This is a genomic window from Paenibacillus agaridevorans (assembly GCF_018604145.1).
In the GTDB taxonomy this organism is placed as follows: domain Bacteria; phylum Bacillota; class Bacilli; order Paenibacillales; family Paenibacillaceae; genus Pristimantibacillus; species Pristimantibacillus agaridevorans.
In genome coordinates this window covers 1,441,148-1,461,960 of record NZ_CP075889.1, presented here as the reverse complement: position 1 = coordinate 1,461,960, position 20,813 = coordinate 1,441,148, and the positions used below count along the sequence as shown (strand labels likewise).

At 53.4% G+C, this 20,813-nt stretch carries 21 protein-coding genes; 1 reads left to right on the top strand and 20 read right to left on the bottom strand.

What is annotated here, in order from left to right:
* Positions 1 to 84 precede the first annotated feature (84 nt).
* Positions 85 to 2,169: a class 1b ribonucleoside-diphosphate reductase subunit alpha gene (nrdE, locus tag KJW29_RS05675; RefSeq protein ID WP_214631013.1), complete on the bottom strand. Its 2,085-nt coding sequence runs from the start codon at positions 2,167 to 2,169 to the stop codon at positions 85 to 87.
* A gap of 91 nt (positions 2,170 to 2,260) precedes the next feature.
* The gene (gene nrdI, locus KJW29_RS05670) at positions 2,261 to 2,620 is read right to left on the bottom strand and encodes a class Ib ribonucleoside-diphosphate reductase assembly flavoprotein NrdI (protein ID WP_087571055.1); all 360 of its coding nucleotides are present in this window, start codon (positions 2,618 to 2,620) and stop codon (positions 2,261 to 2,263) included.
* A 281-nt stretch (positions 2,621 to 2,901) separates the two neighbouring features.
* Here nrdI and KJW29_RS05665 point away from each other — a divergent pair, with 281 nt between their 5' ends.
* Positions 2,902 to 3,120, top strand: coding sequence for a hypothetical protein (locus tag KJW29_RS05665; RefSeq protein ID WP_087571054.1), 219 nt, complete (start codon positions 2,902 to 2,904; stop codon positions 3,118 to 3,120).
* Positions 3,121 to 3,324: 204 nt separating this feature from the next.
* On the opposite strand, the gene KJW29_RS05660 is transcribed toward KJW29_RS05665, so the two are convergent.
* From KJW29_RS05660 to KJW29_RS05575, 18 genes are all read right to left on the bottom strand, one after another.
* Complete coding sequence (locus tag KJW29_RS05660; protein WP_087571053.1) at positions 3,325 to 4,092, bottom strand: class I SAM-dependent DNA methyltransferase; 768 nt, start codon at positions 4,090 to 4,092, stop codon at positions 3,325 to 3,327.
* Between the two features lie 2 nt (positions 4,093 to 4,094).
* The gene (locus KJW29_RS05655; protein ID WP_108991459.1) at positions 4,095 to 5,033 is read right to left on the bottom strand and encodes a CvfB family protein; all 939 of its coding nucleotides are present in this window, start codon (positions 5,031 to 5,033) and stop codon (positions 4,095 to 4,097) included.
* Positions 5,030 to 5,377: a ribosome silencing factor gene (gene rsfS / locus KJW29_RS05650; RefSeq protein WP_108991458.1), complete on the bottom strand. Its 348-nt coding sequence runs from the start codon at positions 5,375 to 5,377 to the stop codon at positions 5,030 to 5,032. The genes KJW29_RS05655 and rsfS overlap by 4 nt, the downstream gene beginning before the upstream one ends.
* A 99-nt stretch (positions 5,378 to 5,476) precedes the next feature.
* Positions 5,477 to 6,052: a bis(5'-nucleosyl)-tetraphosphatase (symmetrical) YqeK gene (gene yqeK, locus KJW29_RS05645; protein WP_214629067.1), complete on the bottom strand. Its 576-nt coding sequence runs from the start codon at positions 6,050 to 6,052 to the stop codon at positions 5,477 to 5,479.
* The gene (nadD, locus tag KJW29_RS05640; RefSeq protein WP_214631012.1) at positions 6,027 to 6,629 is read right to left on the bottom strand and encodes a nicotinate-nucleotide adenylyltransferase; all 603 of its coding nucleotides are present in this window, start codon (positions 6,627 to 6,629) and stop codon (positions 6,027 to 6,029) included. Before nadD ends, yqeK begins: the two co-directional genes overlap by 26 nt.
* A gap of 48 nt (positions 6,630 to 6,677) precedes the next feature.
* The gene (yhbY, locus tag KJW29_RS05635) at positions 6,678 to 6,974 is read right to left on the bottom strand and encodes a ribosome assembly RNA-binding protein YhbY (protein ID WP_214629066.1); all 297 of its coding nucleotides are present in this window, start codon (positions 6,972 to 6,974) and stop codon (positions 6,678 to 6,680) included.
* An 81-nt stretch (positions 6,975 to 7,055) separates the two neighbouring features.
* Positions 7,056 to 7,934, bottom strand: a complete 879-nt coding sequence (gene aroE, locus KJW29_RS05630; protein WP_246608604.1) for a shikimate dehydrogenase — start codon at positions 7,932 to 7,934, stop codon at positions 7,056 to 7,058.
* A 51-nt stretch (positions 7,935 to 7,985) separates the two neighbouring features.
* Complete coding sequence (yqeH, locus tag KJW29_RS05625; RefSeq protein WP_214629065.1) at positions 7,986 to 9,113, bottom strand: ribosome biogenesis GTPase YqeH; 1,128 nt, start codon at positions 9,111 to 9,113, stop codon at positions 7,986 to 7,988.
* A complete protein-coding gene (locus KJW29_RS05620) occupies positions 9,110 to 9,634 on the bottom strand; it encodes a YqeG family HAD IIIA-type phosphatase (protein ID WP_087571047.1) in 525 nt (174 codons plus the stop codon). Before KJW29_RS05620 ends, yqeH begins: the two co-directional genes overlap by 4 nt.
* A gap of 133 nt (positions 9,635 to 9,767) precedes the next feature.
* Positions 9,768 to 12,008: a DUF4129 domain-containing transglutaminase family protein gene (locus KJW29_RS05615; RefSeq protein WP_214629064.1), complete on the bottom strand. Its 2,241-nt coding sequence runs from the start codon at positions 12,006 to 12,008 to the stop codon at positions 9,768 to 9,770.
* Positions 12,005 to 13,249, bottom strand: a complete 1,245-nt coding sequence (locus KJW29_RS05610; protein WP_087571045.1) for a DUF58 domain-containing protein — start codon at positions 13,247 to 13,249, stop codon at positions 12,005 to 12,007. The genes KJW29_RS05615 and KJW29_RS05610 overlap by 4 nt, the downstream gene beginning before the upstream one ends.
* Positions 13,250 to 13,252: 3 nt before the next feature.
* A complete protein-coding gene (locus KJW29_RS05605) occupies positions 13,253 to 14,188 on the bottom strand; it encodes an AAA family ATPase (protein ID WP_397374711.1) in 936 nt (311 codons plus the stop codon).
* Positions 14,189 to 14,382: 194 nt separating this feature from the next.
* Positions 14,383 to 14,733, bottom strand: coding sequence for a stage V sporulation protein AE (gene spoVAE, locus KJW29_RS05600; RefSeq protein ID WP_087571044.1), 351 nt, complete (start codon positions 14,731 to 14,733; stop codon positions 14,383 to 14,385).
* A complete protein-coding gene (gene spoVAD, locus KJW29_RS05595) occupies positions 14,730 to 15,755 on the bottom strand; it encodes a stage V sporulation protein AD (protein WP_087571043.1) in 1,026 nt (341 codons plus the stop codon). The genes spoVAE and spoVAD overlap by 4 nt, the downstream gene beginning before the upstream one ends.
* A 1-nt stretch (position 15,756) precedes the next feature.
* Positions 15,757 to 16,209 (bottom strand): stage V sporulation protein AC, encoded by a 453-nt coding sequence (spoVAC, locus tag KJW29_RS05590; RefSeq protein WP_087571082.1) that lies wholly within the window; start codon positions 16,207 to 16,209, stop codon positions 15,757 to 15,759.
* Positions 16,210 to 16,485: 276 nt separating this feature from the next.
* Positions 16,486 to 17,526: a transposase gene (locus KJW29_RS05585; protein ID WP_214629063.1), complete on the bottom strand. Its 1,041-nt coding sequence runs from the start codon at positions 17,524 to 17,526 to the stop codon at positions 16,486 to 16,488.
* Positions 17,527 to 18,795: 1,269 nt separating this feature from the next.
* Positions 18,796 to 19,632: a sugar phosphate isomerase/epimerase family protein gene (locus tag KJW29_RS05580; RefSeq protein ID WP_214629062.1), complete on the bottom strand. Its 837-nt coding sequence runs from the start codon at positions 19,630 to 19,632 to the stop codon at positions 18,796 to 18,798.
* 28 nt (positions 19,633 to 19,660) lie between these two features.
* Positions 19,661 to 20,731, bottom strand: coding sequence for a Gfo/Idh/MocA family protein (locus KJW29_RS05575; RefSeq protein WP_214629061.1), 1,071 nt, complete (start codon positions 20,729 to 20,731; stop codon positions 19,661 to 19,663).
* Between the last annotated feature and the right edge of the window lie 82 nt (positions 20,732 to 20,813).

Sequence of the window (20,813 nt, the reverse complement as noted above, 5' to 3'; positions counted from 1 at the left end):
GTTCCATCCACCCGCAGGGTGAAGCTGCGCTTTAAAGTTCCTGTTCAAAAAGTTCGGTTCTCAGCACAACTTTTTGACGACCTCTTAAACGGCGCAGCTTGTGCATTCTTCGACAGACAGGCGCTTCGTTCTTGTATAGTACAGCGACTTCAGGCCCTTCTGAGCGGCGTAGACGTAGAAACGCGCCAGTTCGCGGGTCGTCACGTTGCTGTTAACGTGCAGAACGGTGGAGATGCCTTGGTCGATATGTTGGCCGATCTCCGCGATCAGGTCGATCAGCTTGAATTGGTTGATGTTATACGCCGACTTGTAATAGAAGAAGTTATCCTGCGACAGGTACGGCATCGGATAATACGTTGTCGAGTTCGCATAGGTTCGAGTCTCGATATGCTCGACGATCGGCATAACGCTCGATGTCGCATTTTGGATATAGGAGATGCTTTGCGTTGGCGCAATCGCCAGACGGTATGCATGGTACAAGCCGTGACGCTGCACCTTCTCCTTGAGCTCCGCCCAATCTTGCGGAGATGGAATCTCCATGTCCTGGAACAATTCCTTCACCTGGTCGGATTGCGGACGATAGTCCGTCTCCATGTAACGAGTGAAGTAAGTGCCTTTCGCGTACTCGGAACGGTCGAAGTCCTTAAACGTGACGCCGCGTTCCTTCGCGATCTCCATGCTTTTCTCCAGGGAGTAGAAATTCATCATCATAAAGAACGCGTTCGCGAATTCCTTCGCTTCGTCGCTTTCGTAAGCGATTTTGTTCTTCGCCAGGTAGCCGTTCAGGTTCATCGCGCCGAGACCGACGGAATGCAGCTCGTCGTTTGCCTTGCGCACGCCCGGCGCGTTGTCGATCTTCGACAGGTCGCTGACCGTCGTAAGAGCTTCAATGCCGACATGAACGGAATCTTTGATTTTGCCGCGTTCCATGACGTTCACGATGTTCAGGGAAGCCAGGTTGCAGCTGATGTCGCGGCGGATGAAGTCCTCCACGCCGTAATCGTTGATTTCCGATGTCTCTTGCAGCTGGAAGATTTCCGTACACAGGTTGGACATCTTCACGCTGCCGATATCTTTAAGCGCATGTACGCGGTTGGCGTTGGACTTGTTCATGATGTACGGGTAACCGGATTCCAGCTGAATGGAAGCAATCTTTGTCAGCATGTCGCGGGCGTTCATCACGGTTTTTTTCGTTACTTTGTCGTTGGCGAGAAGCTCATCGTACATCTCGTCCATGTCCATGTCATCCAGATGCTGGCCGTAAGCCTTATGCACGGAGTGGGGTCCGAATACGACCAGCGGCTTGTTCTGGGCAGCCAGCTCGTAAAATTTGTTCGGGATAATGAGTCCGATCGACAGCGTCTTGATACGCGATTTTTCGTCTGCATTAATTTTTTTGCAGTCCAGGAACTCAATAATGTCCCAGCCGAAAATATTATAATAACCCGCGCCGGAGCCTTTGCGCTGGCCCATCTGGTCCGCGTAGGAGAATGCGTCCTCCATCAGCTTGAGCACCGGCATGATGCCTTTGGCCGCGCCTTCCACGCCTTTGATCGGCTCGCCGCGTCCGCGAAGCTTGGAGAGATTTACCGCCACGCCCCCGCCAATCTTGGACAACTGCATGCAAGTGCCCAGCACGTAGTTGATAGAGTTGAGAGAATCGTCCATCTCCAGCAGGAAGCAGGATACCATCTCGCCGCGGCGGCTCTTGCCCGCGTTCAGGAACGTCGGCGTTGCCGGCTGCAGGCGCTGCTCGATCATCGCTTCCGCGATGCGAAGCGCGCGGTCGGCATCTCCTTCGCCCAAATGCAAGGCTACAATCGCGACGCGGTCCGGATATTGCTCCAGGTAATGAGCCTTGTTGTTTGTCTTCATCGCATAGTCCTTGTAGAACTTAGAAGCTGCCATGTACGACTGGAATTGGAAACCGCTATTTGCCGTTAAGTTGAAGACGGCCTCCACTTGCTCGAATGTATATTTAACGAATACATCATCGTAATAGTCGTTCGTTATGAGGTAGTCCAGTTTCTCGCGCAGCGAGCCGAACTTCATGCTCTTCTGCTCCACTTCGGCCATAAATGCTTCGACCGCTTCCTTGTCTTTCTCTAACTGGTAGAACCCGTCAGCTCCGCGTTGCATCAACTGATTGTTCAATTCGATATGTTTCATGTCTGTTTGCTTCGTATCGCTTTTCACTTCGGCCTTGGCTTCGGCTAGGGTCGCCGTCGCTCCCATCGCTTTCGTATCTGTGCTTAGTTCGTCAAATAGCTTCAATGGCACGCACCCTTTCGACAAAATATTGCATATCCCGATTCGTTCCCGACAACTCAAACTTCAGTATGACCGGCACATCGTACAGCGTGGAGATCGTATCCGCGCTCTTGGCGAAGCCGCTCCCCCAATTCCGATTGCCGCTTGCCGATACGCCGCGAAGCAGTCCATGATTGTTCCGCAGGAACGTGTTTACCTTCTCCGGCACCTGACCGAATCCCGTCGTATAGGTGACGAGCACGAACGGTTCGTTGATCTCCGTATCTTCGTCGATCTGCACCGATCGCATATTCAGCTTGTTGATGAACCGCTTCACGTTTCCTGTCTTCGAGTCATAGACGACTAACATCGCATGCCAGCTCCCCTACTGATTTTTAGCAATGAAAAAGCGCTTCTACCCCTTTACAGCGGGCAGCTGCGCCTCGTTGCGATATACCATTGGTAGATCTCATAAGCCCTTAAACCATCAATATGTAGTTGATGTTTCTGATTTTACATCAAGATATAGGTATAGTCAATGAAAATTATGGAGATCTTATTAATCTATTTTTTTTGACATGCTCGACTATTTTAACAGATAAGACTATGATGGGATAGTGACATTTTATAGGTATAATGGGGGTTGAAATTATGAGAAAACTGACATCCGAAGAGGTGTTGTCGGCGCTTAAGGACATGCAGAGAGCGTCCGGCATGGACGCAACGGACGTGTTTGCCTATATAAAAGAGCTGGAATCCAAGGCATCCAGGCTGGAAGAGGAGCTGCGGAAATTACGCCGTTCCGCATCCCGCAAGCCGGCATCGGGGTCGCCGATGAACAGCCGACTTATGGATGCATTAAGGGAATAATCGACCAAGCAGGAACCTCGCTCTGCAATTTGGCACATGCTTGCCAATATCGACATTTCGACAATAGATATGAATAGCATCCCAAAAACAGGACGTTCGAACTATCGTCGCAAGTGGATGTTCGCGAACAGCAACAAAGCCCCTGCCCGCGCCTAAAAAAGCGCTGATAGAGGCTCGTTGTTGATTCTGAGCGAAACTTTGCGATTACTTGATCGCGGCAAAAAATAGACGCTCCGAGCCGGCGTTGCGCGGCTTAAACTCAAAATCCGCGTATTCATCCACCGTACGGAACCCCGCGCGGCGCAGAGCCGCAACGACCCACTGGGGGTCATAAGCTCGCTGATGGTGGGTTTCCTCGAAGCGGTAGAACCGGGCGTCCTTCTCTCGCGCGAAGATCGTCAAGTTATGCTCGATCTGGCAGCGCTGCTCTTCGAAGTCGCATGTCCATATGTAGGCGATATCCCGCTCGTCAAGGACAAACGGCTGCTCCGCTGCGTATCGGATTAGTTGGGACGGAGGGTGCATGTCGAACAGAAAGGATCCTCCGTCCTTAAGCGCCCGGTAAGTCGCTCGAAATGCAGCTTCGATATCGGCTTCTTCCGTCAAGTAATTAAGACAATCGCAGAACGACAAGACGGAGTCTACGGGCTCTCCGATCCCCCAGTCCCGCATATCCTGCTGCAGCCAACGAATCGTGCCCGCACGAGGCCGTACAGCCTGCTCGGGCGTTTCGTCCCACTTGCTCCTGGCGACGGATAACATGTCCGAAGACAGATCGATGCCGTAGACATGGAAGCCCGAACGCGCAAGCGGGATGGACAAGCTCCCCGTTCCGCAGCCCAGATCCACAACAGAGGAGGGCATGCCGTAACGCGACCAGCTCTCGCGGGCGAACCCGAGCCAATCTACGTAGGGCATATCCTCCATCAGTTGATCATAAACGAGCGCGAATTGTCCGTAGGATTGCCCCATGATCACTTGCCTTCAGTCCCTTCTTCGCGAGTTGCACCGCCGGCTGCACCGGACTCCTCCTGCTCGGTAGCCAGATGAGTCCAGCTCCCCTTTTGCGTCACGATACCTTCCCGCATCAGCTTGCCAAGCGCCCGCTTGAAGGCGGACTTGCTAATCCCGAAACGTTTCTTGATGAGCTCCGCCTCGGTCTCGTCGGAGTAAGGCATAGCCCCGCCAGGGCGTTCCTTAAGGAACGCTAAAATACGGTCAGCATCCTCGACGCGGCCAACTTCCTTGCGCTCCGTCATCGACAAATTGACTCTGCCATCCTCCCGAATAAAGGTGACGCGGGCTCGTACGCGTTCGCCGAGACGAAGCGCCCTCGTTCGATCCGGGCTCGGAATAAGCCCGTACACGCCGAAGCCGACGACTCCGCCGTCCACGATGACAAAAGAGCCCATCTGAAGCGATTTCGTCACCCAGCCCTCCACCCAGCTATTTTTCCACGTAGCGGGAGCAGAGAAAACGAGCGGCGACAACTCTTCCTCGAAGGCCGTCTTGGCGACAAGCCTGCCGATCTTGTCATGGCGCATCGTGACGTATACTTCATCGCCGGGAAGCGGACGATACGGGATGCTCTCCGGCAGCTCCGAGAGCGGCAGCAGCAGGTGACGGCTAAGACCCATCTCCAGGAAGCAGCCCAGCCGGGGATGCACGTCCACCACCCGAAGCCGCGCCAGCTCTCCAAGATGAAGCAGCGATTGCTTCATTGTCGCGGCGATGCGATCCTCGGAATCGTAATAGATGAACACGTCGACGGAATCATCGATATGCGGCTTGGAGCCGATCAGCTCCGTATAGTGCAGCAGCACCTCCGACTCGCCGTCGCTCAGAAAGAAGCCGTAAGGCGATACTTCTCTTGCGACGCGCAGGGTCTGTCTCGTGCCAGCGGTCAGCGTCATGCGAATTCCACGACCTTCGCGTCCGACCACAGCCGCTCCAGGCTGTAATATTCGCGTTCTTCGCGGTGGAAGACGTGGACGATCACATCGCCGAGATCGATCAGCACCCATCTTGCCGTATCCATGCCTTCGAGACCGCGTACCCTTGCCCCGTTTTTCTCGGCTTGCTTGCGAATCTCCGTCGCGATCGCCTGCACCTGCGTATCGGAGTTGCCGCTGCAGATAACGAAATAGTCCGCCACCAGCGACACTTCCTTAAGATTAAGCGCAATGACGTCCACGGCTTTTTTATCTTCTGCGGCATCTACCGCGATTTTCATCAATTCATCGGAATGTACGGTCATTCACGAGCCTCCTTTGGCGTTCGCCTAGCAAACGCGTCATCGTTTTGTTTGATTGCAATACGTTCTATTAGCGAGTGTTCAAAAAGTCCGGTTCTTCCTCTATAATGATTTGCCCGACAATTCCTCGATTAATCCATTACGCGCCTCCACCGTTAGCGGATAGATCCGCTTGCCTCTGGCGATCAATACGCCGATCGTGCCGTCCAGCCCCGCAAGAACGGCCCGATCAAGACTTTGCTCGGCGAGCGCGCGGATATCGTCCACGCCGGGAAAATTTCTTCCCGGCTCGATGTAATCGGCAAGCCAGACCACCTTCTCCAGCTTCGTCATACCTCGGCGGCCAGACGTATGATAGTTGATCGCATCCAATACCTCCGGATCCGTTACGCCGTATTCCCGCCGCGCAACCCATGCGCCTGCCAAAGCATGCCACAATTCCTTGTCATAGTCCAGTACGTCGGATGACAGAGCGTTATCGCGTATGACGGCCGCTTGACGGTCGACGGGCCAGAACTTGGCCACATCATGCAGGATCGCCGCCAGTTCGGCCCGCTGAGGATCCTCGCCGTACCGCTCCGCCAACACGATGGCTGTCGCCATAACGCCCTCCGTATGCAGCCACCGCTTCTCCGGCATCTCCGCGCGCACTCTATCGATCATCTCTTGTCGATCCATACCAACCATGCCTCCTAATCATTGCGTATACCGCGTCCGGCACTCGATAACGGATCGACTTCCCTGCCGCCAGCCGTTCGCGAATCACGGTCGACGATATGCCGATCGCCGGCATTTCCGCAAAAGTTATGCGGCAGCGAAGCTCCTCCGGCAGCAGCTCCGGCGTTGCCGTCGTCTCCGGCCGGGAGAGGCCGATAAACGTCACGAGCTCGGCAAGCTCTTCGATTCTATGCCACTTGGCCAAGTCGTTGATGCGGTCGGATCCGATAATATAAGCAAAGGAGTGATCGGGATGTTGCTCCCTGAGCGATCGCACCGTGTCGATGGAATAGCTGGTGCCACCCCGGCGCAGCTCGATATCCAGCACGCGGAACCGATCCTGGTTAGCGATGGCCGCGGCTACCATCTCGTAGCGGTCATTCTCGGATGCGCCTGGCGCGCCCGATTTGAGCGGCGGAGAAGAAGTAGGAATAAACCATACTTCATCCAGCCTGCACTCTGCCATCGCCGACTCGGCTGCGATGAGATGACCAATATGGATGGGATCGAAAGTGCCGCCCATTATGCCAACTTTGATCACGCCGATCACCCCCTGTACCGTTGTAGTAATTTACTATTAATTGAACTACCTCTTAGGCAGCTCGATTGTTTTGTGATCCTTGGATTCCTTGTAGAGCACGATCGTCTTGCCTATAACCTGCACCAGCTCGGCGCCGGCTGCCGCGGCTACTTCCGCCCCGATCTCGCGAGGATCGTCCATACAATTGTTAAGGACGGACACTTTCATCAGCTCGCGTGTCTCGATCGCTTCGGAAATATGGCGGACAAGATGATCGTTCGTGCCGCCCTTGCCGACCTGAAAGATCGGCTGAAGATGATGCGCCAAAGAGCGCAGATGTCTTTTTTGTTTGCCTGTTAACATAGAATACCGTTCCTTCTTTCGTATACGAATACGCGGCAGCGCCACCGCTTGCCACGTTAAACGCCTAGATTGCTTATTATCTTATTGCCCTGCTTGGAGCGCCTCCAGCACCGTCTCGCGCATAGCCGCAACAGGCGCAACCTTTCCCGTCCAATATTCGAACGCGTATGCTCCTTGATAGATGAACATGCCGAGCCCGCCATGCGTCCTGCAGCCGCCCGCTTCCGCTTGCAGCAGGAACTCCGTCCGAAGCGGATTATAGATGAGATCGCTTGCGACCGCGCCGGGCTTCATCCACCCCGCTTCGATCGGCGATTGACCTACGTTCGGATACATGCCGACCGAAGTCGTGTTAATGACGATATCCGCATCGCCGCACCAGCGCTGCAGCTCATCATTGGAGATGGCGTGAACACCCGCCGAAGCGCCGCCCAGCGATTCCGCGAGTTCTTCCGCGCGCTCTACCGTCCGGTTGGCGATTGCGACGGACTCCGGCTTTTCTTGAAGCAACGCGTACACGATGCCCCGCGAGGCACCGCCTGCGCCGATCACGACGATCCGCTTGCCGGCAAGGTTCGGCTCCGCTTCTTCCTTCAAAGATCTTACATAGCCAATGCCGTCGGTATTGTAACCGATCAGCTTGCCGTTATCATTGACGATCGTATTAACGGCACCAATCGCCCGAGCTCCCGGATCGATCTCGTCGATCAGCTCCATCACTTGCAGCTTGTGCGGAATCGTCACGTTAACGCCGCGAATCCCCATCGCCCGCACGCCGGCTATGAATGCCGGAAGTGACTCCGAGGTAATATGGAACGCCGTATATACGCCGTTAATGCCGCTTTCGCGAAATGCCCGATTTAGCATAATCGGCGACTTGGAATGCCGGATGGGATCGCCGATGACGCCATACAATACCGTATGGCTGTCTATGGTCCCCCGTTTAATGTGCTCAGTCACAACCGCTCCCCTACTTTCTAACCACTAGTACGAAAGTCCACTCAGGACGGATCAAATCATCGAATCGCGAAGAAGAACCTTGACGCCTTTCGGCGCATAAACGTCAATCAACGCCCCGCGAAGGCCATTGACCTGAATCCAGCCCAGGCCCGCGATAAAAACATCCTGCTTCTCGCCTGGCTTCACGCGCAAGGAATGCCGCGTCCACTCCGGAATCGAAGCCAACTCATCACGCGAAGGAGCGCCCAGCAACTCACCCTTGTGCTCCTCGTACAGCTCGTCCGCCCGCTCCAGCTTCGTGCGATGCACATGCAGCGCGTTCGAGATATAAAGCGTGAACGACTGGCGTTCTCCCTCGACAAAGTCGAATCTGGCAAGACTGCCGATAAACAGCGTTTGCTGCTCGTTCAGCTGGTACACCAGCGGTTTGATCGGCTTGTCCGGCAGCAGCGAGCCCAGGAAGCTGCGCGGCACGACCTCCGTCATCCGGCTGGAGTAAACGATTCCCGGCGTATCGATGATCGACTTGCCGTCATCCAGCGGTATGTATACCGCATCCAGCGTCGTGCCTGGGTAACGGGAAGTAGTCAATTCCCGCTCCATATTGCTGTAATCGCGGATAAGACGGTTAATCAGCGTCGATTTGCCGACGTTTGTCGCTCCGACCACATAGATGTCGCGGTCGCCTCGATGCTGCTCAAGCGCTTCGATGACATGTTCGAAGCCCATGTTCCGCTTCGCGCTGCACATAATGACATCCACCGTGCGAAGGCCCTGCGCCTTGGCTGCGCGCTGCACCCAATTGCGAATCCGGTTCACGTTCATCCCCTTCGGCAGCAAGTCAATCTTGTTGACGACGAGCAGCACCGGGTTATTGCCGACGAACCGTTGCAGGCCCGAGATCAGACTGCCCTCAAAATCGTACAAATCCACGATGTGAACCACAAGGCTGTTCGTCGTCCCGATGCTGCCGAGCAGCCGCAAAAAGTCGTCCTGATCAAGAGCAACCGAAGACGCCTCGTTATAATGTTTGATGCGGAAACATCGTTGACAGATGACGGGCTCACGCTGCAGCGAAGCCTCCGGCAGGAATCCCGGCTTCTCGGCGTTTTCCGTTTGCAGCGTTACGCCGCATCCCGCGCAGGATGGCGTCTGTTCTCTTAGTTGCTGGTCTTTCACTTCGTTTCCTCCTCGTACCACAATCCGCGCTTGCGCAGTCTGGCCAATGCAATTCGTTCGATCCGGCGGTTGAACAGCGTCATAAAGCCCTCATCCGCCGGGGAAATCGGCGCGACCAGAATCGTATATAATCCCATTCGATTGCCGCCAAGAACATCCGTCATCATTTGATCGCCGATCATGACGGTTTCATTCGCTTTAAGTCCCAGCATCGCAAGAGCTTTGCGAAATGCCCCTTGGGTCGGCTTTCGAGCTGCGTGAACGAACGGAATTTGGAGCGGAGCCGCGAAGCTGCCAACTCTTGTTTCATTATTATTGGACACGATAACGACACTGAACCCCGCATCCCGCACCTTGTCCAGCCAAAGTACAAGTTCAGGGGTTGCCAGCGGTTCCTTGGCGCCGACCAGCGTATTGTCCAGATCCGTGATGATGCCCCGGACCCCTTGGGCGGCGAGAACATCTAGATCGATCTCGTATACCGAACCCACCCTCATATTCGGAAGAAGCCTTTCGAACATTCTGTGATCCCTCTCTCTTTCTGCCTGCTATCTTACGAAACTATACCATACAATCCGAATTTGTTGCAAAAAAAAGCCGCCGCCGGCGTACCGGCAAGCGGTATATATTATTATAGTAGGAATAATTTCAAGGTTATTTCAATTCACCGATCAAATAACGGATTTTGCCTGCAAACCGCTCGGCCTCTTCGCGTGAGACGGCAGCTTGACCGTACTTGGCATGCTCGAAGCTGTCAAGCACATAACGGAAGTCATCCGTAAGCCGTTTCTGCTGTTTCGACCATCTGAGAATCGCTTCCCGCAGCGTCTCATGTTCCTCGCGGCGCATGCCTCGCTTATGACACTGGCGCAGCAACCTGTTCGTCTCGACGACAATCAGTTCGTTCGACGAGTAGTCCCGGCCTACCAGCTTGTTCCACAAGACCGGAATATCGCGGCGACGCAGCACGAGCCACAGAGCAGCTCCGGCAACAAGAGCGGATACTACAACGATCATCCATACAGCAGCCCCCTTCGATTCTGTTGGCGGCTCGGCATTGACGACCGGCTCATCAACAGAAGGAGCTACTGTAGGCAGTGGCGTTTCTTCGCCTTCCGCTACCATATAAGGGAAAGAGAAGCCCGCGGTAGCCTCAAACGAGATCCAGCCATATCCCTCAAAATAAATCTCTACCCAAGAGTGGGCATCCGAGTTGCGAACGGTGTACATCCCCGCGCCTGAAGGGTTGAAGTCTTCGCCGTCCAGCATTTCTCCCGGACCGTAAAGATCGGCAGGCAACACGCCCGGCGCAAATCCTTTTACCCAACGAGCCGGCATGTCGAGACTCCGGGCAAGCACAGCCATCGCCGAAGAGAAGTAGTCGCAATACCCTTCCATCAGTTCAAAAAGAAACTGATCGACGAAGTCTTCGCTTGTTCCGGATAACTTGGACAAGTCAGGTTTGTTATTATAGACAAAGTTGCTGCGCAAATAATCCTCGATCAGACGAGCTTTCTCGTAGTCGTTTGCGCCGCCTGCGGATATTTGAACCGCAAGGTCTCGAACCCGTTGCGGCAACGATGCCGGCAGGCTCGTATAAACCTGCTGCAGATTTTGCTCGGAGAAGGACGCATCCGCTTCCTTAAGCCCTTCTTCATCCAGCAGCGTAATGGTTGACGTAAGCGAATAAGACTTGGGATACGAATCGGGATCGCCCCATCTCAGCTCCCACTCATACGGCTTCCATCTCATGAGATTAGGAGAGAAGTTCCCGCTTTCTTCGTTGATCCAATTCACGCTGGATACGGGAGCCGCTCCGAACAGAACGGGATAAGTATCTTCCCTGATCATCGAGATTATCTGGCTCACTTCCACCGTCTCCGCAAGCGAACGGTCCTCTGCGGCTAGCAGAGCTTGCTCCTGGTTCACCCTTGCGGTAGTATCGATCGTCCGATTGTCCGCATCTACCCATCCGGTGCCCGTGTAGATGGCTTTGGACTCCCCGCGCCAATAGCTCCGCTGGGAAGTGGAAACGGTCATCATCGGCGAGTAGTCATAGTCGAAGCCGCCGCCGAGCGAGCCATCTTCCCGGCTGTAGCCGGAGCTGGCATTCGCTGTACTTTGAGGCGTATTGTTCGCCGGCACGGCCTTGTCTCCCAGGAACACGCGGACCTGCTCGCCCCTGGCATTTTTCCAGAGGGTGTAAGGATCCTGCAGCAAAGGTGCAGTAGACGGCACATTTACGCCGATCAAGACTAGGAGCGCGAGTACGATAAAAGTCGGCGTTATTAGGCCGACAGGATATTCGAACAACGTCCTCCAGCTATCGGGATGGGTCAATTGGAGCTTCCTCAGATGATGGATGACCAGCCATAAGAGGCCCGTAAATACGACGATTGCCACATCGTCCCACAACCAGATTGGCGTAAAGGAATCTGCTATAGTCAAGACCAGCAGAGCGGCGCCAACGATGCCGAACAAGCGCGTCCGCGTAGTAGCCCAGGCCGCGAACAGCATATGCAAGCCAAGCAACGCCAAGCTAATCCATATAAACGGATGGAGCTGAGCAAGCTGCTGCTCCATCCACCAGCCCCATTCGCTGCTGTCCGCCGGAGCGGCAATATACCATTCCTTGCGCGCGAAGCGGTAAGTCACCCAGATGGCGGCAATCAATTGGAAAGTCCAGCGAACCCATCTGAGCTTCTGCGGCAGAAGCGCGTCCACTATAATAGCAGCTACAAGCGTCGCATATGCGATCGTGTAGCTTTCGGGCCACCAGTATCCGTCGAATACCGCAACGCAAGCCATCAGAATGACACCTACGAATAAGGAAACGAATCGTTCATACCAGCCGGCAGCCATATAAGCGCCGACCCAGGATAATACCTTCTTCATGCGGTCACGCTCCCTTCCAAGGCGGAAGGCAGATCCTGAAGATGCTTTACTTCGTACAACTGCCAACCTCTGCTGCGAATAAGCCCTTTCCAGGCGATATTGCCGCTCAGCTTGTCGTCCGGATCGCCAATATGAATGAGACAAGGCGTCACGCCCTTGCGGGACAGCCATTCCATGCTTCGAATCATGCCGCTGCCGATATCGGCCGTAACAAGCAGTACGAAGCAGCCGGGCTCAATCATATATTCCGAACGCGTGAGGGAATCATAGATTCGATAGGGTGCATCCGGGCTCACGCTGGTCAAATGTTTCATGGCCAGGCTCCGCTGCTCCACGCCGGAGCGCGGGGGAAGCATCGTGACTTTCGAGCCTGCGGAGAGAAGACCCATCGCCGTATCATCCTTTAGGCCGTGCTCGATGAACGATGCCGTTACGGAGACGGCCAGCTCAAAGCGGTCTTGAGAGTCCCCATAGGAATCCGCATGCCGATCTAGAATAAGCAACGTACGGGGAAGCGATTCTCGCTCAAACGCTTTGGACTTCCATTCCCCCGTTTTGGCCGTGGCGTTCCAATGCACGCGTGACAACCGATCGCCGTAGTGATACTCGCGAACGCCGTTAATTTGCGTGGTCTCCTTCGCCGAACGAGACGCGGCCGCGTGGGAATACGGTCCGCGAATTCCCCGTTGAAATCCGCTCCATTGGCGAAGCGGAACAGTCTGCGGGAGCACGCTGAAGGCCGATTCCGTCGCAAAGCTGCCGGAATGCTCGAACAGGCCGAATACGTCGTAAGCGAGACATTCCGTCTCCGCGAAGCGATATTCTCCCCGTGGAAGCGGAGGCGTTCGGTAGCCGATGGAGCCCGTCCGCTTCCAGTTCGGCACAAACGACGTCTCGAATTGAAATACCCTTCCGTCGTGCCGGACAAATCCGTCGCGGACAATGACATAAGGAAGCGGATAGTAGCCCGGAATACGAACCTCTACGTTCACGTCGAGCGAGCTCCCCGCTGTTAATGTATCCGGCTGCGAGCCCGAGCCTTGAAGAACATGCATTCTGCTGCCCTTTACCTTGGCAATGCCGCTGTAGCGTCCCAGCAGCAAATACAACAGCAGCAAATTGAGAATAATGAAGAGCATGAGGGACGTCTTGCCCCCCTGGAACAAGAAGTAGAACAAGCTGCTGACGTAGACGGCCGCGATGAACGACTTGCGGAAGCGCTGCTTCTTCTTCTCGTTCATACGTTATCTCTCAAGCCGGACAGGCACTTTGGTCGACTGAAGCACTTGATCAACGACGTTGTCCGCCTTTAGTCCGTTCATGCGAGCCTCCGTGCGCAGCAGCAGGCGATGCGACAGCACGTATGGCGCAAGCGCTTTTATATCGTCCGGGGTTACATATTTGCGTCCGTTAAGATAAGCAGCCGCCTTGGCGGCCCTAGCCAGCGCGATCGTCGCGCGAGGGCTCGCCCCGAGCACCACTTGCGGATGTTCGCGCGTGCCGCGAATAAGGCCGACCAAATATTTGCCGACGGCATCATCTACATGCACCTGCAGCACTTGCTGCTGAATATGCGCAACGTCGCTTGCTTGAAGGACCGATTGAATCATGCTCGAAGGCTGAATCGCGCGATTGCCGGCAATCATGCCTTGCTCGTCTTCTTCGCTCGGGTATCCCAGCGACAGCTTCATCATAAATCGATCCAGCTGCGCTTCCGGAAGCGTGTACGTTCCTTCGAACTCTATGGGATTTTGTGTCGCGAGCAGAACAAAAGGCTGCGGCAGCTCGTACGTATCGCCGTCTACGGTGACATGCCCCTCCTCCATCGCCTCCAGAAGCGCGGATTGTGTCTTCGTGGTGGCTCTATTGATTTCATCGGCCAGCAATATGTTGGTCATCACTGGGCCGGGACGGAACATAAACGTCTCCTGCTTGGGATGATAGATAGAAACGCCCGTAATATCGGTAGGCAATAGGTCGGGATTGCACTGAATGCGGCGGAATTGGCCGCCGATTGATTTGGCCAGCGCCTTCACCAGCTGAGTTTTGCCGGTGCCGGGCACGTCCTCCAGCAACACGTGGCCGCCTGCCAGCACGGCGACTAGCAATCTTTCAATTTCTTCTTTTTTTCCCAGGATGCAAGAGTTGAGATTAGCCAGAATCGATGAGCATAATTGCATGTCGTCGGTACGAATATCCACGATGAAATGACCTCCCGGAAAATAAAGTTATATTAACCAAAATTTTATAACTCGCACTAATGTGGGTTTAAAATGTGCGCCAATAATACTATTTTACAGTACTAGCTCAACCCGCACAAATCGCAGTCATCCAAAAAAAATTGGAGAATCCTACAGGATTCTCCAAGGTGAATTCATCCCTTCGGCCGAATGACGAGCGCCGCGAGGAACGAAAATATGATCGCAGCCGAAATGCCTGCGCTTGTAACCTTGAATATGCCGGAAATGACGCCGATCCAGCCCTGATTATGCAGCTCGGTCAACGCCCCGTGCACGAGCGCGTTACCAAAGCTCGTAATGGGCACCGACGCGCCGGCACCGGCGAATTTGACCAACGGCTCGTACAAATCAAAGCCGTCCACGATGGCGCCGATAACGACCAAAGTCGCCATCGTATGGGCGGGAGTCAGCTTAAGCACATCGAACATTAACTGTCCGAGCACGCATATGGCCCCCCCGACCAGAAAAGCCCAGAGAAATATCATGCCTGCGCCTCCTTTCCGGCAGCAGCAATCGCTACCGCATGGGCGATTCCAGGAATGCTCTCGCCCTGCTGGAAGGAAAGCGGAGACAGCAGCGCTCCCGTCGCAACGACGAGTATACGTTTAAGCTCCCCCTTGGCAATACGTTTCAACAGATGACCGTAAGTCACTACAGCCGAGCAGCCGCAGCCGCTCCCTCCCGCTTGCACCTTCTGTTTTTGGACATCGTACACCATTAGACCGCAATCTCCGAATACAGTGTGGTCCATGGGAACACCGTCCTGCATCAGCAGCTCCTTCGCGATGGGATGGCCGACCCCGGCCAAATCTCCTGTTACGATCAGATCGTAATCACCTGGCGAACGACCCGTATCCTCAAAATGGGTTTGGATCGTATCCACCGCCGCCGGGGCCATTGCCGCACCCATATTAAAAGGATCGGTTATGCCAAGATCAACAACCTTGCCGATTGTCGCGCACTCAACGACGGGACCGTTGCCCGCGGCTGCAACGAGCGCTGCGCCAGCGCCAGTGACAGTATATTGCGCCGTCGGCGGCTTCTGCGAGCCGTATTCCGTCGGGTAGCGGAATTGCTTCTCCGCTGTACAGTTATGACTGCACGTGCCAGCTAGCACTTGGGTCGCGGAACCGCTGTTGACAAGCTGAGACGCGAGGGCCAGCGTCTCCATCGATGTCGAGCAGGCGCCGAATACGCCAATATACGGCGCGCCAATCGATCTTGCCGCAAAGCTGTTACTGATGATCTGGTTCATCAGATCTCCGCCGATATAGAACTGCACGTCACTGCGCTGCAAGCCGGCCTTCTGAATCGCGAATTCGGATGCTTGCTCCAGCAGCAAGCGCTCCGCCTTCTCCCAGCTTTTCTGCTGCATATCCAACTCAGGATGGACCAGATCGAAGTCTGCTGCCAGCGGTCCGTCTCCCTCGTCCGGGCCAACCACAGTAGCCGCTCCGATGATCACAGGCTTATTCTCGAACCACCAGGTTTGTTTGCCTTTGAGCATCCTATTGCCCCCCGGTGCCAAGAATAAGGTGAGCGATGCCTACAAAAAATGCTGCAACAGTGCCATAGACGATTACGGCTCCCGCCAGCTTGAACATATTTCCGCCTACGCCGAGTACGAGCCCTTCGCTCCGATGCTCCAGCGCGGCGGAGCACATCGAATTGGCGAACCCCGTCACCGGTACCGCCGAGCCTGCGCCTGCGAACTGAGCAAGCTTATCGTACACGCCAAGACTCGTCAGAATGACGGAGAGCAGAATGAGTACCGCTACAGTCGGATTGCTCGCTTGCTCAGGCGTCATGTTCATCAAATGCATAAACAGCTCCATAATGACTTGACCAAAGCAACAAATCGCCCCGCCAATCAGAAACGCCTTCACACAATTGCCGAACACGGAACGCGGCGGTTCTTTCCCTTTGGCAAACGTTTGATACTCTTTTGGTGACATCGACATTTTCTGATAACGATTAGCAGCCGCCCCTTTGCCTGACCCGGAACTTGCCTGAGAAATGGACCCCTTGGACGCCAATGCTCTCTCCTCCTTCAAGATCGATCGCCAGCAGCCGTCATGTCCGCCGACACCTGACACCGATCCCAATCCTTCCTTCCCGTTCATTATTTGATCAACCGCCACAAATTATCCCGCCGAACCGAACTTTGGTTAAATTACCAATACCTCGAAGCACCTTTGATCAATATCCCGACTGTTCAGAAACGCTTCGCGCAAACTTTAAGCTGATTGTTGAGCCATTTGCATTGATTTATTGCCAATAGATGAAAAATTAGACAGCAGGTAAGAGGAAGATTTCCGCATCCGATACATGTTAATGCCAAACGACAAAGATACTAACTTCTCGAATACAATTTCCTCCACGCAGTCTGCGTGACTTAATCTGAAGCAGAACTCCTCGAAATAAAGCTGTGCGTATTTCGCACTTATTCCGTTGAAGGTTCGGCTCATCCATTCGCGAGCACTCATCGCAACTTCCGAAAGCGATTTGGAAGGCGGCGCCAAAGAACAGAGTTGCTGCCGCTGTTCGAACATCGCTGGAGAGGAATGTAAGATTATAAGCTTGGTTCGATTAACGTTTCGTTCATCCTCGAACACCGTCTTGTATCGGCTAAATTGATGTCTTGGATTTATTGCAAACGACCGAAGACCGCCATCGCAATGCTGCGCAGCAAACTCCATAGCCTGCTTTTCCGTTAAAGGCTCTCTGGCTGTTTTCGATTCCGTAATCAATTTAATCTTGTAACGGGGGGATTGTTGCTTCCCGACCTCGCGAGAAATAATCATCGATTTCTCCTTTGACATACGGGATTCAACCAACCAAAAATCAGCTAAAAACAATTCATGTTTAGCCTCGACATGTCCAGACAATGGCTCCTGGCCATCCGTCATGGTTATAGTACGTCTAATTAAATGAAGCATCAACCAAGCTGTTTTATAAGTCACTCCGAGAATTTCGGAAAGTTTTACTGCATTGATGCCTCTAGCTTGTGTTGCAACTAAATATATGGTAAGGAGCCATTTACTTATCGGAGTTTTGCTTCCATGCATGAACGTTCCCGCCGTTAGAGACGTTTGATGACCGCATTGTCGGCATTCAAAAAGCGGCAACTTCCGAGTCTGTATCCGGTATGCCTGATTATGATCGCAAGAAGGACAACGATAGCCCCCTGGCCATCGCAGTTTCTCAACAAGCGCAATACAATCCGCCTCATCGGGAAATTGTTCTGTAAAACCATCGATAATTTCCTTGTCTATCAAGATTAATCACCTCGCAAATAGGAACGCTTGTTCTGTTTTTATTTTACCACTTCTGTATTCCATTTACAATCCACCAAAGAAAATTATTATCGAAATACTACGGGCATGTGTGCTTTCGAGGATTGTTACTACTGCAGCAGCGAATAAAAATTACTCTAGCGACATGAGTTATTCATCGCCATCCCCGCCGCTCAGGAACGGATCAGCGTCAATGGCTTTTCCAACTCATCCATGACCGGATCATAAACTAGCTTCCAATAATTCCAAATTATATTTCCGCATCCCACGCTTTCGGAAGTTAAAGACTCATTTTCGCAAAAACCATGAAAAAAAAGCAGCACAGTGAACGGCCATCATCATCCTTTGGGGGCTCGGCGTGCTTCATCCCGAAAAATGGCGAGAATGTATGGAGATAATCGCTTTCCTATATGTACACAGGTGCATCACTTTTATAAAGCTCGAATAAATAGCTAAACTGATCCAAAGGGATATTGATGCGAGGGACAGTCTTTGATGATTTCAGGTACTGCCATGAACCCTCAAGTTAATCCATCGAATTACATTAATTCCCATACTAGAATTCGCGTCGATAGTTCCAATTACTCAACACAACACGAATATCCCCCCAAACTTCGCTCGTAATCAACTGAATGTTGGGGATATTCACCTTGATATTCCCATTTACTAAATCACTACACGAAATATCCCCCTAAACTTCGCTCGCTATTAACTGAACGTTGGTGATATTCACATCGATACTTCCTATTACTAAATCACAACACAAATCCCCCCTAAACTTCGCTCGCTATTAACTGAATGTTGGGGATATTCAAACCGATAAATTTCTAATTACTTAACACAACGCGAATATCCCCCCCAAACTTCGCTCGTAATCAACTGAATGTTGGGGATATTGAGCAATGTGTTGGGCCTGTCCTAGCTAAATTAATTCGGTAATGAGCATAAGGCAATGATTGCCTAACATTGTAAGTCTTGAAGTTGTTCACTGAGCTTAAGGGATATTAATAAATAGTCCCTGCTTTTAGTTGCTTTCTTTGGCTTTGCTTTCTTTGACTTTGCTTTCTTTAACTTCGCTTTCTTTGATTTTGCTTTCTTGGACTCAAGCGCATGATCACTCTCTGATGTTGTCGACAAATACAAAAAGGCTCCCCCGTATTGAACGGCAGGAGCCTAGAGGCTGAATCATGAGCCAGCTAGTCTGTTATGCAAGTCTGTTGTGGTGCATAGGTGAATCTACAATAGGTGAATCTACAAGCCTGCAGCGGCGAAAACCTTATTGAAGGCAGCTTGGGAGCGAGCTGCGAGCTCCTCTGGCGTGCCTGTTGGCGGCTCGACGGACAGTATTTCTTGCGAGACAGTTCCTGTGTAACCGATTGCCTGCAAACCTTGCAAGAAACCAGTAAGGTCGATGACGCCTTCGCCAGGGTAGACGCGGTCGTTGTCCAGCACTTCCTCTACTGGCACATCCTTCGCGTCATTGATGTGAACATGAACGATCTGCTCCGGGCGGAGAGCTTTGATGTCGGCCACCGTCAAACCGTTCGTATACCAATGGTAGGCGTCGAATAACAGGCCCACGTTCGGCTCGCCAATCGCGTCGATCCAATCCAGCGTCTCCTGGAGCGTCCAGATGAACGGATTCGCCCAACGGGTGCGCAAATGATGCGGACCGACAAATTCCAAGCCCAGCGAAATGCCGAAGGCGCCTAACACTTGCGCGCAAAGTCGAAGTCTGCGTGTCGCCGCAGCCATGAACGGAGCTGCCTTTTCGTCAGTGGACGGCAGGATGTATGTGCAGCAACGTGTACAGCCAAGCGTCTTGGCAGCGGCTGCAACTGAGGCCAGTCCTTCCAGGTCCTTTAGGAAGGATTCTTCCGAACCGCGCCAATCCACCGGCAAGCCAATGGAGCTAATAACTACGCCATTGTCGGCGAGAAGCGCACGAGCGCCATCGACGCCATATTCTTTGACAAGCGATAAAGCATCGGTATCGACTGCCTGGAAGCCGTAACGTCCCGCCAGTTCAATCAGTTGTCGCTGATTGTCCAATGCGCCAAGTCCGGCGCCGGTTAATCCTCTCAACATGTCCATTCCTCCGGATTCGTATAATTTCCTAATTCCAATTCAATTTCACTTCATTGCCCGTTCTGGACGATTCGTAGATCGCATCAAGAATCAGATTATTTGTGTAGCCGGACAACGCAGATGTAATCGGCTGCTTGCCTTCGCGGATACACTCCAGGAAGTGGCGGCTGAGGCGCGTACGCTCGCCTTCATCGGACTCCGGCTTGCTAAGCGGCGTTTCGATCGGACGATCGAACTTCTCCGTCAACAGCTTGCCGGAGCTGCCTTTGTAGCTGGCGCCGCCTTCGGACCCCATAAGATGGATGAACGGCGTATTGTCCGTATCCATATGAACGGCCCAGCTGACTTCGAGCGACAAGGTGCTGCCGTCTTCCATTTTGATCAGCGCGGTTGCAAGGTCCTCCACATCATAGATGCCATCCCAATTCGGTTTTCCCCATGTCCCGATTCCTTTGCGGTTGGGACCAAACTCTGCATAGGTTGCGCCGTATACAGACACTGGCTTCGGATTGCCCATCAGATAAAGGGCGAGATCCAGCATATGCACGCCGATATCGATTAGCGGACCACCGCCGGATTGGTCCATGCGCGTAAACCAGGTGCCCCAGCCCGGAATACCCTTGCGTCTGAACCAGCCCGTCTTCGCCGTGTAAATACGTCCCAGCTCGCCGCGCTCCACCTGCTCCTTGATCTGCATAGGCACAGCTTCGAAACGCATTTGATGGGCCATCATTACGATAACATTGGACTTGCGGCTAGCATCATAAATGCGGCGGGCTTCCTCGCTGTTGATCGCCATCGGCTTCTCGAGCAAAACGTGTTTGCCGGCTTCGATAGCCCGAATGGCAAGCGGCGCGTGATGCTGGTTCGGCACGCCGACGATAACAGCATCGACATCGCTGAGACCGATCAAGGCTTCCGGAGATTCTACCACATTAGGAATTCCATAAACGGAAGCCTTCTCCTGCGCCAGCGGCAAATAAGCATCCGTAATCGCTGTAATTTCGCATTGCTCTGTTAAAGCCGAGAATTCTCTGGCATGCACGCCGCCAATGTTGCCTGCGCCAATAATGCCGATTCTGATTTTACCGTTAGCCATCTCTATAATTCCTCCTGATCGTCACATCGTTCCAGTAATTCCAGCAGCAAACGCTTACCGAACTCTACGACTTTTATGATAA

Coding starts and splice junctions, on each gene's coding strand:
- nrdE (WP_214631013.1), bottom strand. CDS start 2,169: ATGAAACATATCGAATTGAACAATCAGTTGATGCAACGCGGAGCTGAC.
- nrdI (WP_087571055.1), bottom strand. CDS start 2,620: ATGTTAGTCGTCTATGACTCGAAGACAGGAAACGTGAAGCGGTTCATC.
- KJW29_RS05665 (WP_087571054.1), top strand. CDS start 2,902: ATGAGAAAACTGACATCCGAAGAGGTGTTGTCGGCGCTTAAGGACATG.
- KJW29_RS05660 (WP_087571053.1), bottom strand. CDS start 4,092: ATGGGGCAATCCTACGGACAATTCGCGCTCGTTTATGATCAACTGATG.
- KJW29_RS05655 (WP_108991459.1), bottom strand. CDS start 5,033: ATGACGCTGACCGCTGGCACGAGACAGACCCTGCGCGTCGCAAGAGAA.
- rsfS (WP_108991458.1), bottom strand. CDS start 5,377: ATGACCGTACATTCCGATGAATTGATGAAAATCGCGGTAGATGCCGCA.
- yqeK (WP_214629067.1), bottom strand. CDS start 6,052: ATGGATCGACAAGAGATGATCGATAGAGTGCGCGCGGAGATGCCGGAG.
- yhbY (WP_214629066.1), bottom strand. CDS start 6,974: ATGTTAACAGGCAAACAAAAAAGACATCTGCGCTCTTTGGCGCATCAT.
- KJW29_RS05620 (WP_087571047.1), bottom strand. CDS start 9,634: ATGTTCGAAAGGCTTCTTCCGAATATGAGGGTGGGTTCGGTATACGAG.
- KJW29_RS05615 (WP_214629064.1), bottom strand. CDS start 12,008: ATGAAGAAGGTATTATCCTGGGTCGGCGCTTATATGGCTGCCGGCTGG.
- KJW29_RS05610 (WP_087571045.1), bottom strand. CDS start 13,249: ATGAACGAGAAGAAGAAGCAGCGCTTCCGCAAGTCGTTCATCGCGGCC.
- KJW29_RS05605 (WP_397374711.1), bottom strand. CDS start 14,188: ATGCAATTATGCTCATCGATTCTGGCTAATCTCAACTCTTGCATCCTG.
- spoVAE (WP_087571044.1), bottom strand. CDS start 14,733: ATGATATTTCTCTGGGCTTTTCTGGTCGGGGGGGCCATATGCGTGCTC.
- spoVAD (WP_087571043.1), bottom strand. CDS start 15,755: ATGCTCAAAGGCAAACAAACCTGGTGGTTCGAGAATAAGCCTGTGATC.
- spoVAC (WP_087571082.1), bottom strand. CDS start 16,209: ATGTCGATGTCACCAAAAGAGTATCAAACGTTTGCCAAAGGGAAAGAA.
- KJW29_RS05580 (WP_214629062.1), bottom strand. CDS start 19,632: ATGTTGAGAGGATTAACCGGCGCCGGACTTGGCGCATTGGACAATCAG.
- KJW29_RS05575 (WP_214629061.1), bottom strand. CDS start 20,731: ATGGCTAACGGTAAAATCAGAATCGGCATTATTGGCGCAGGCAACATT.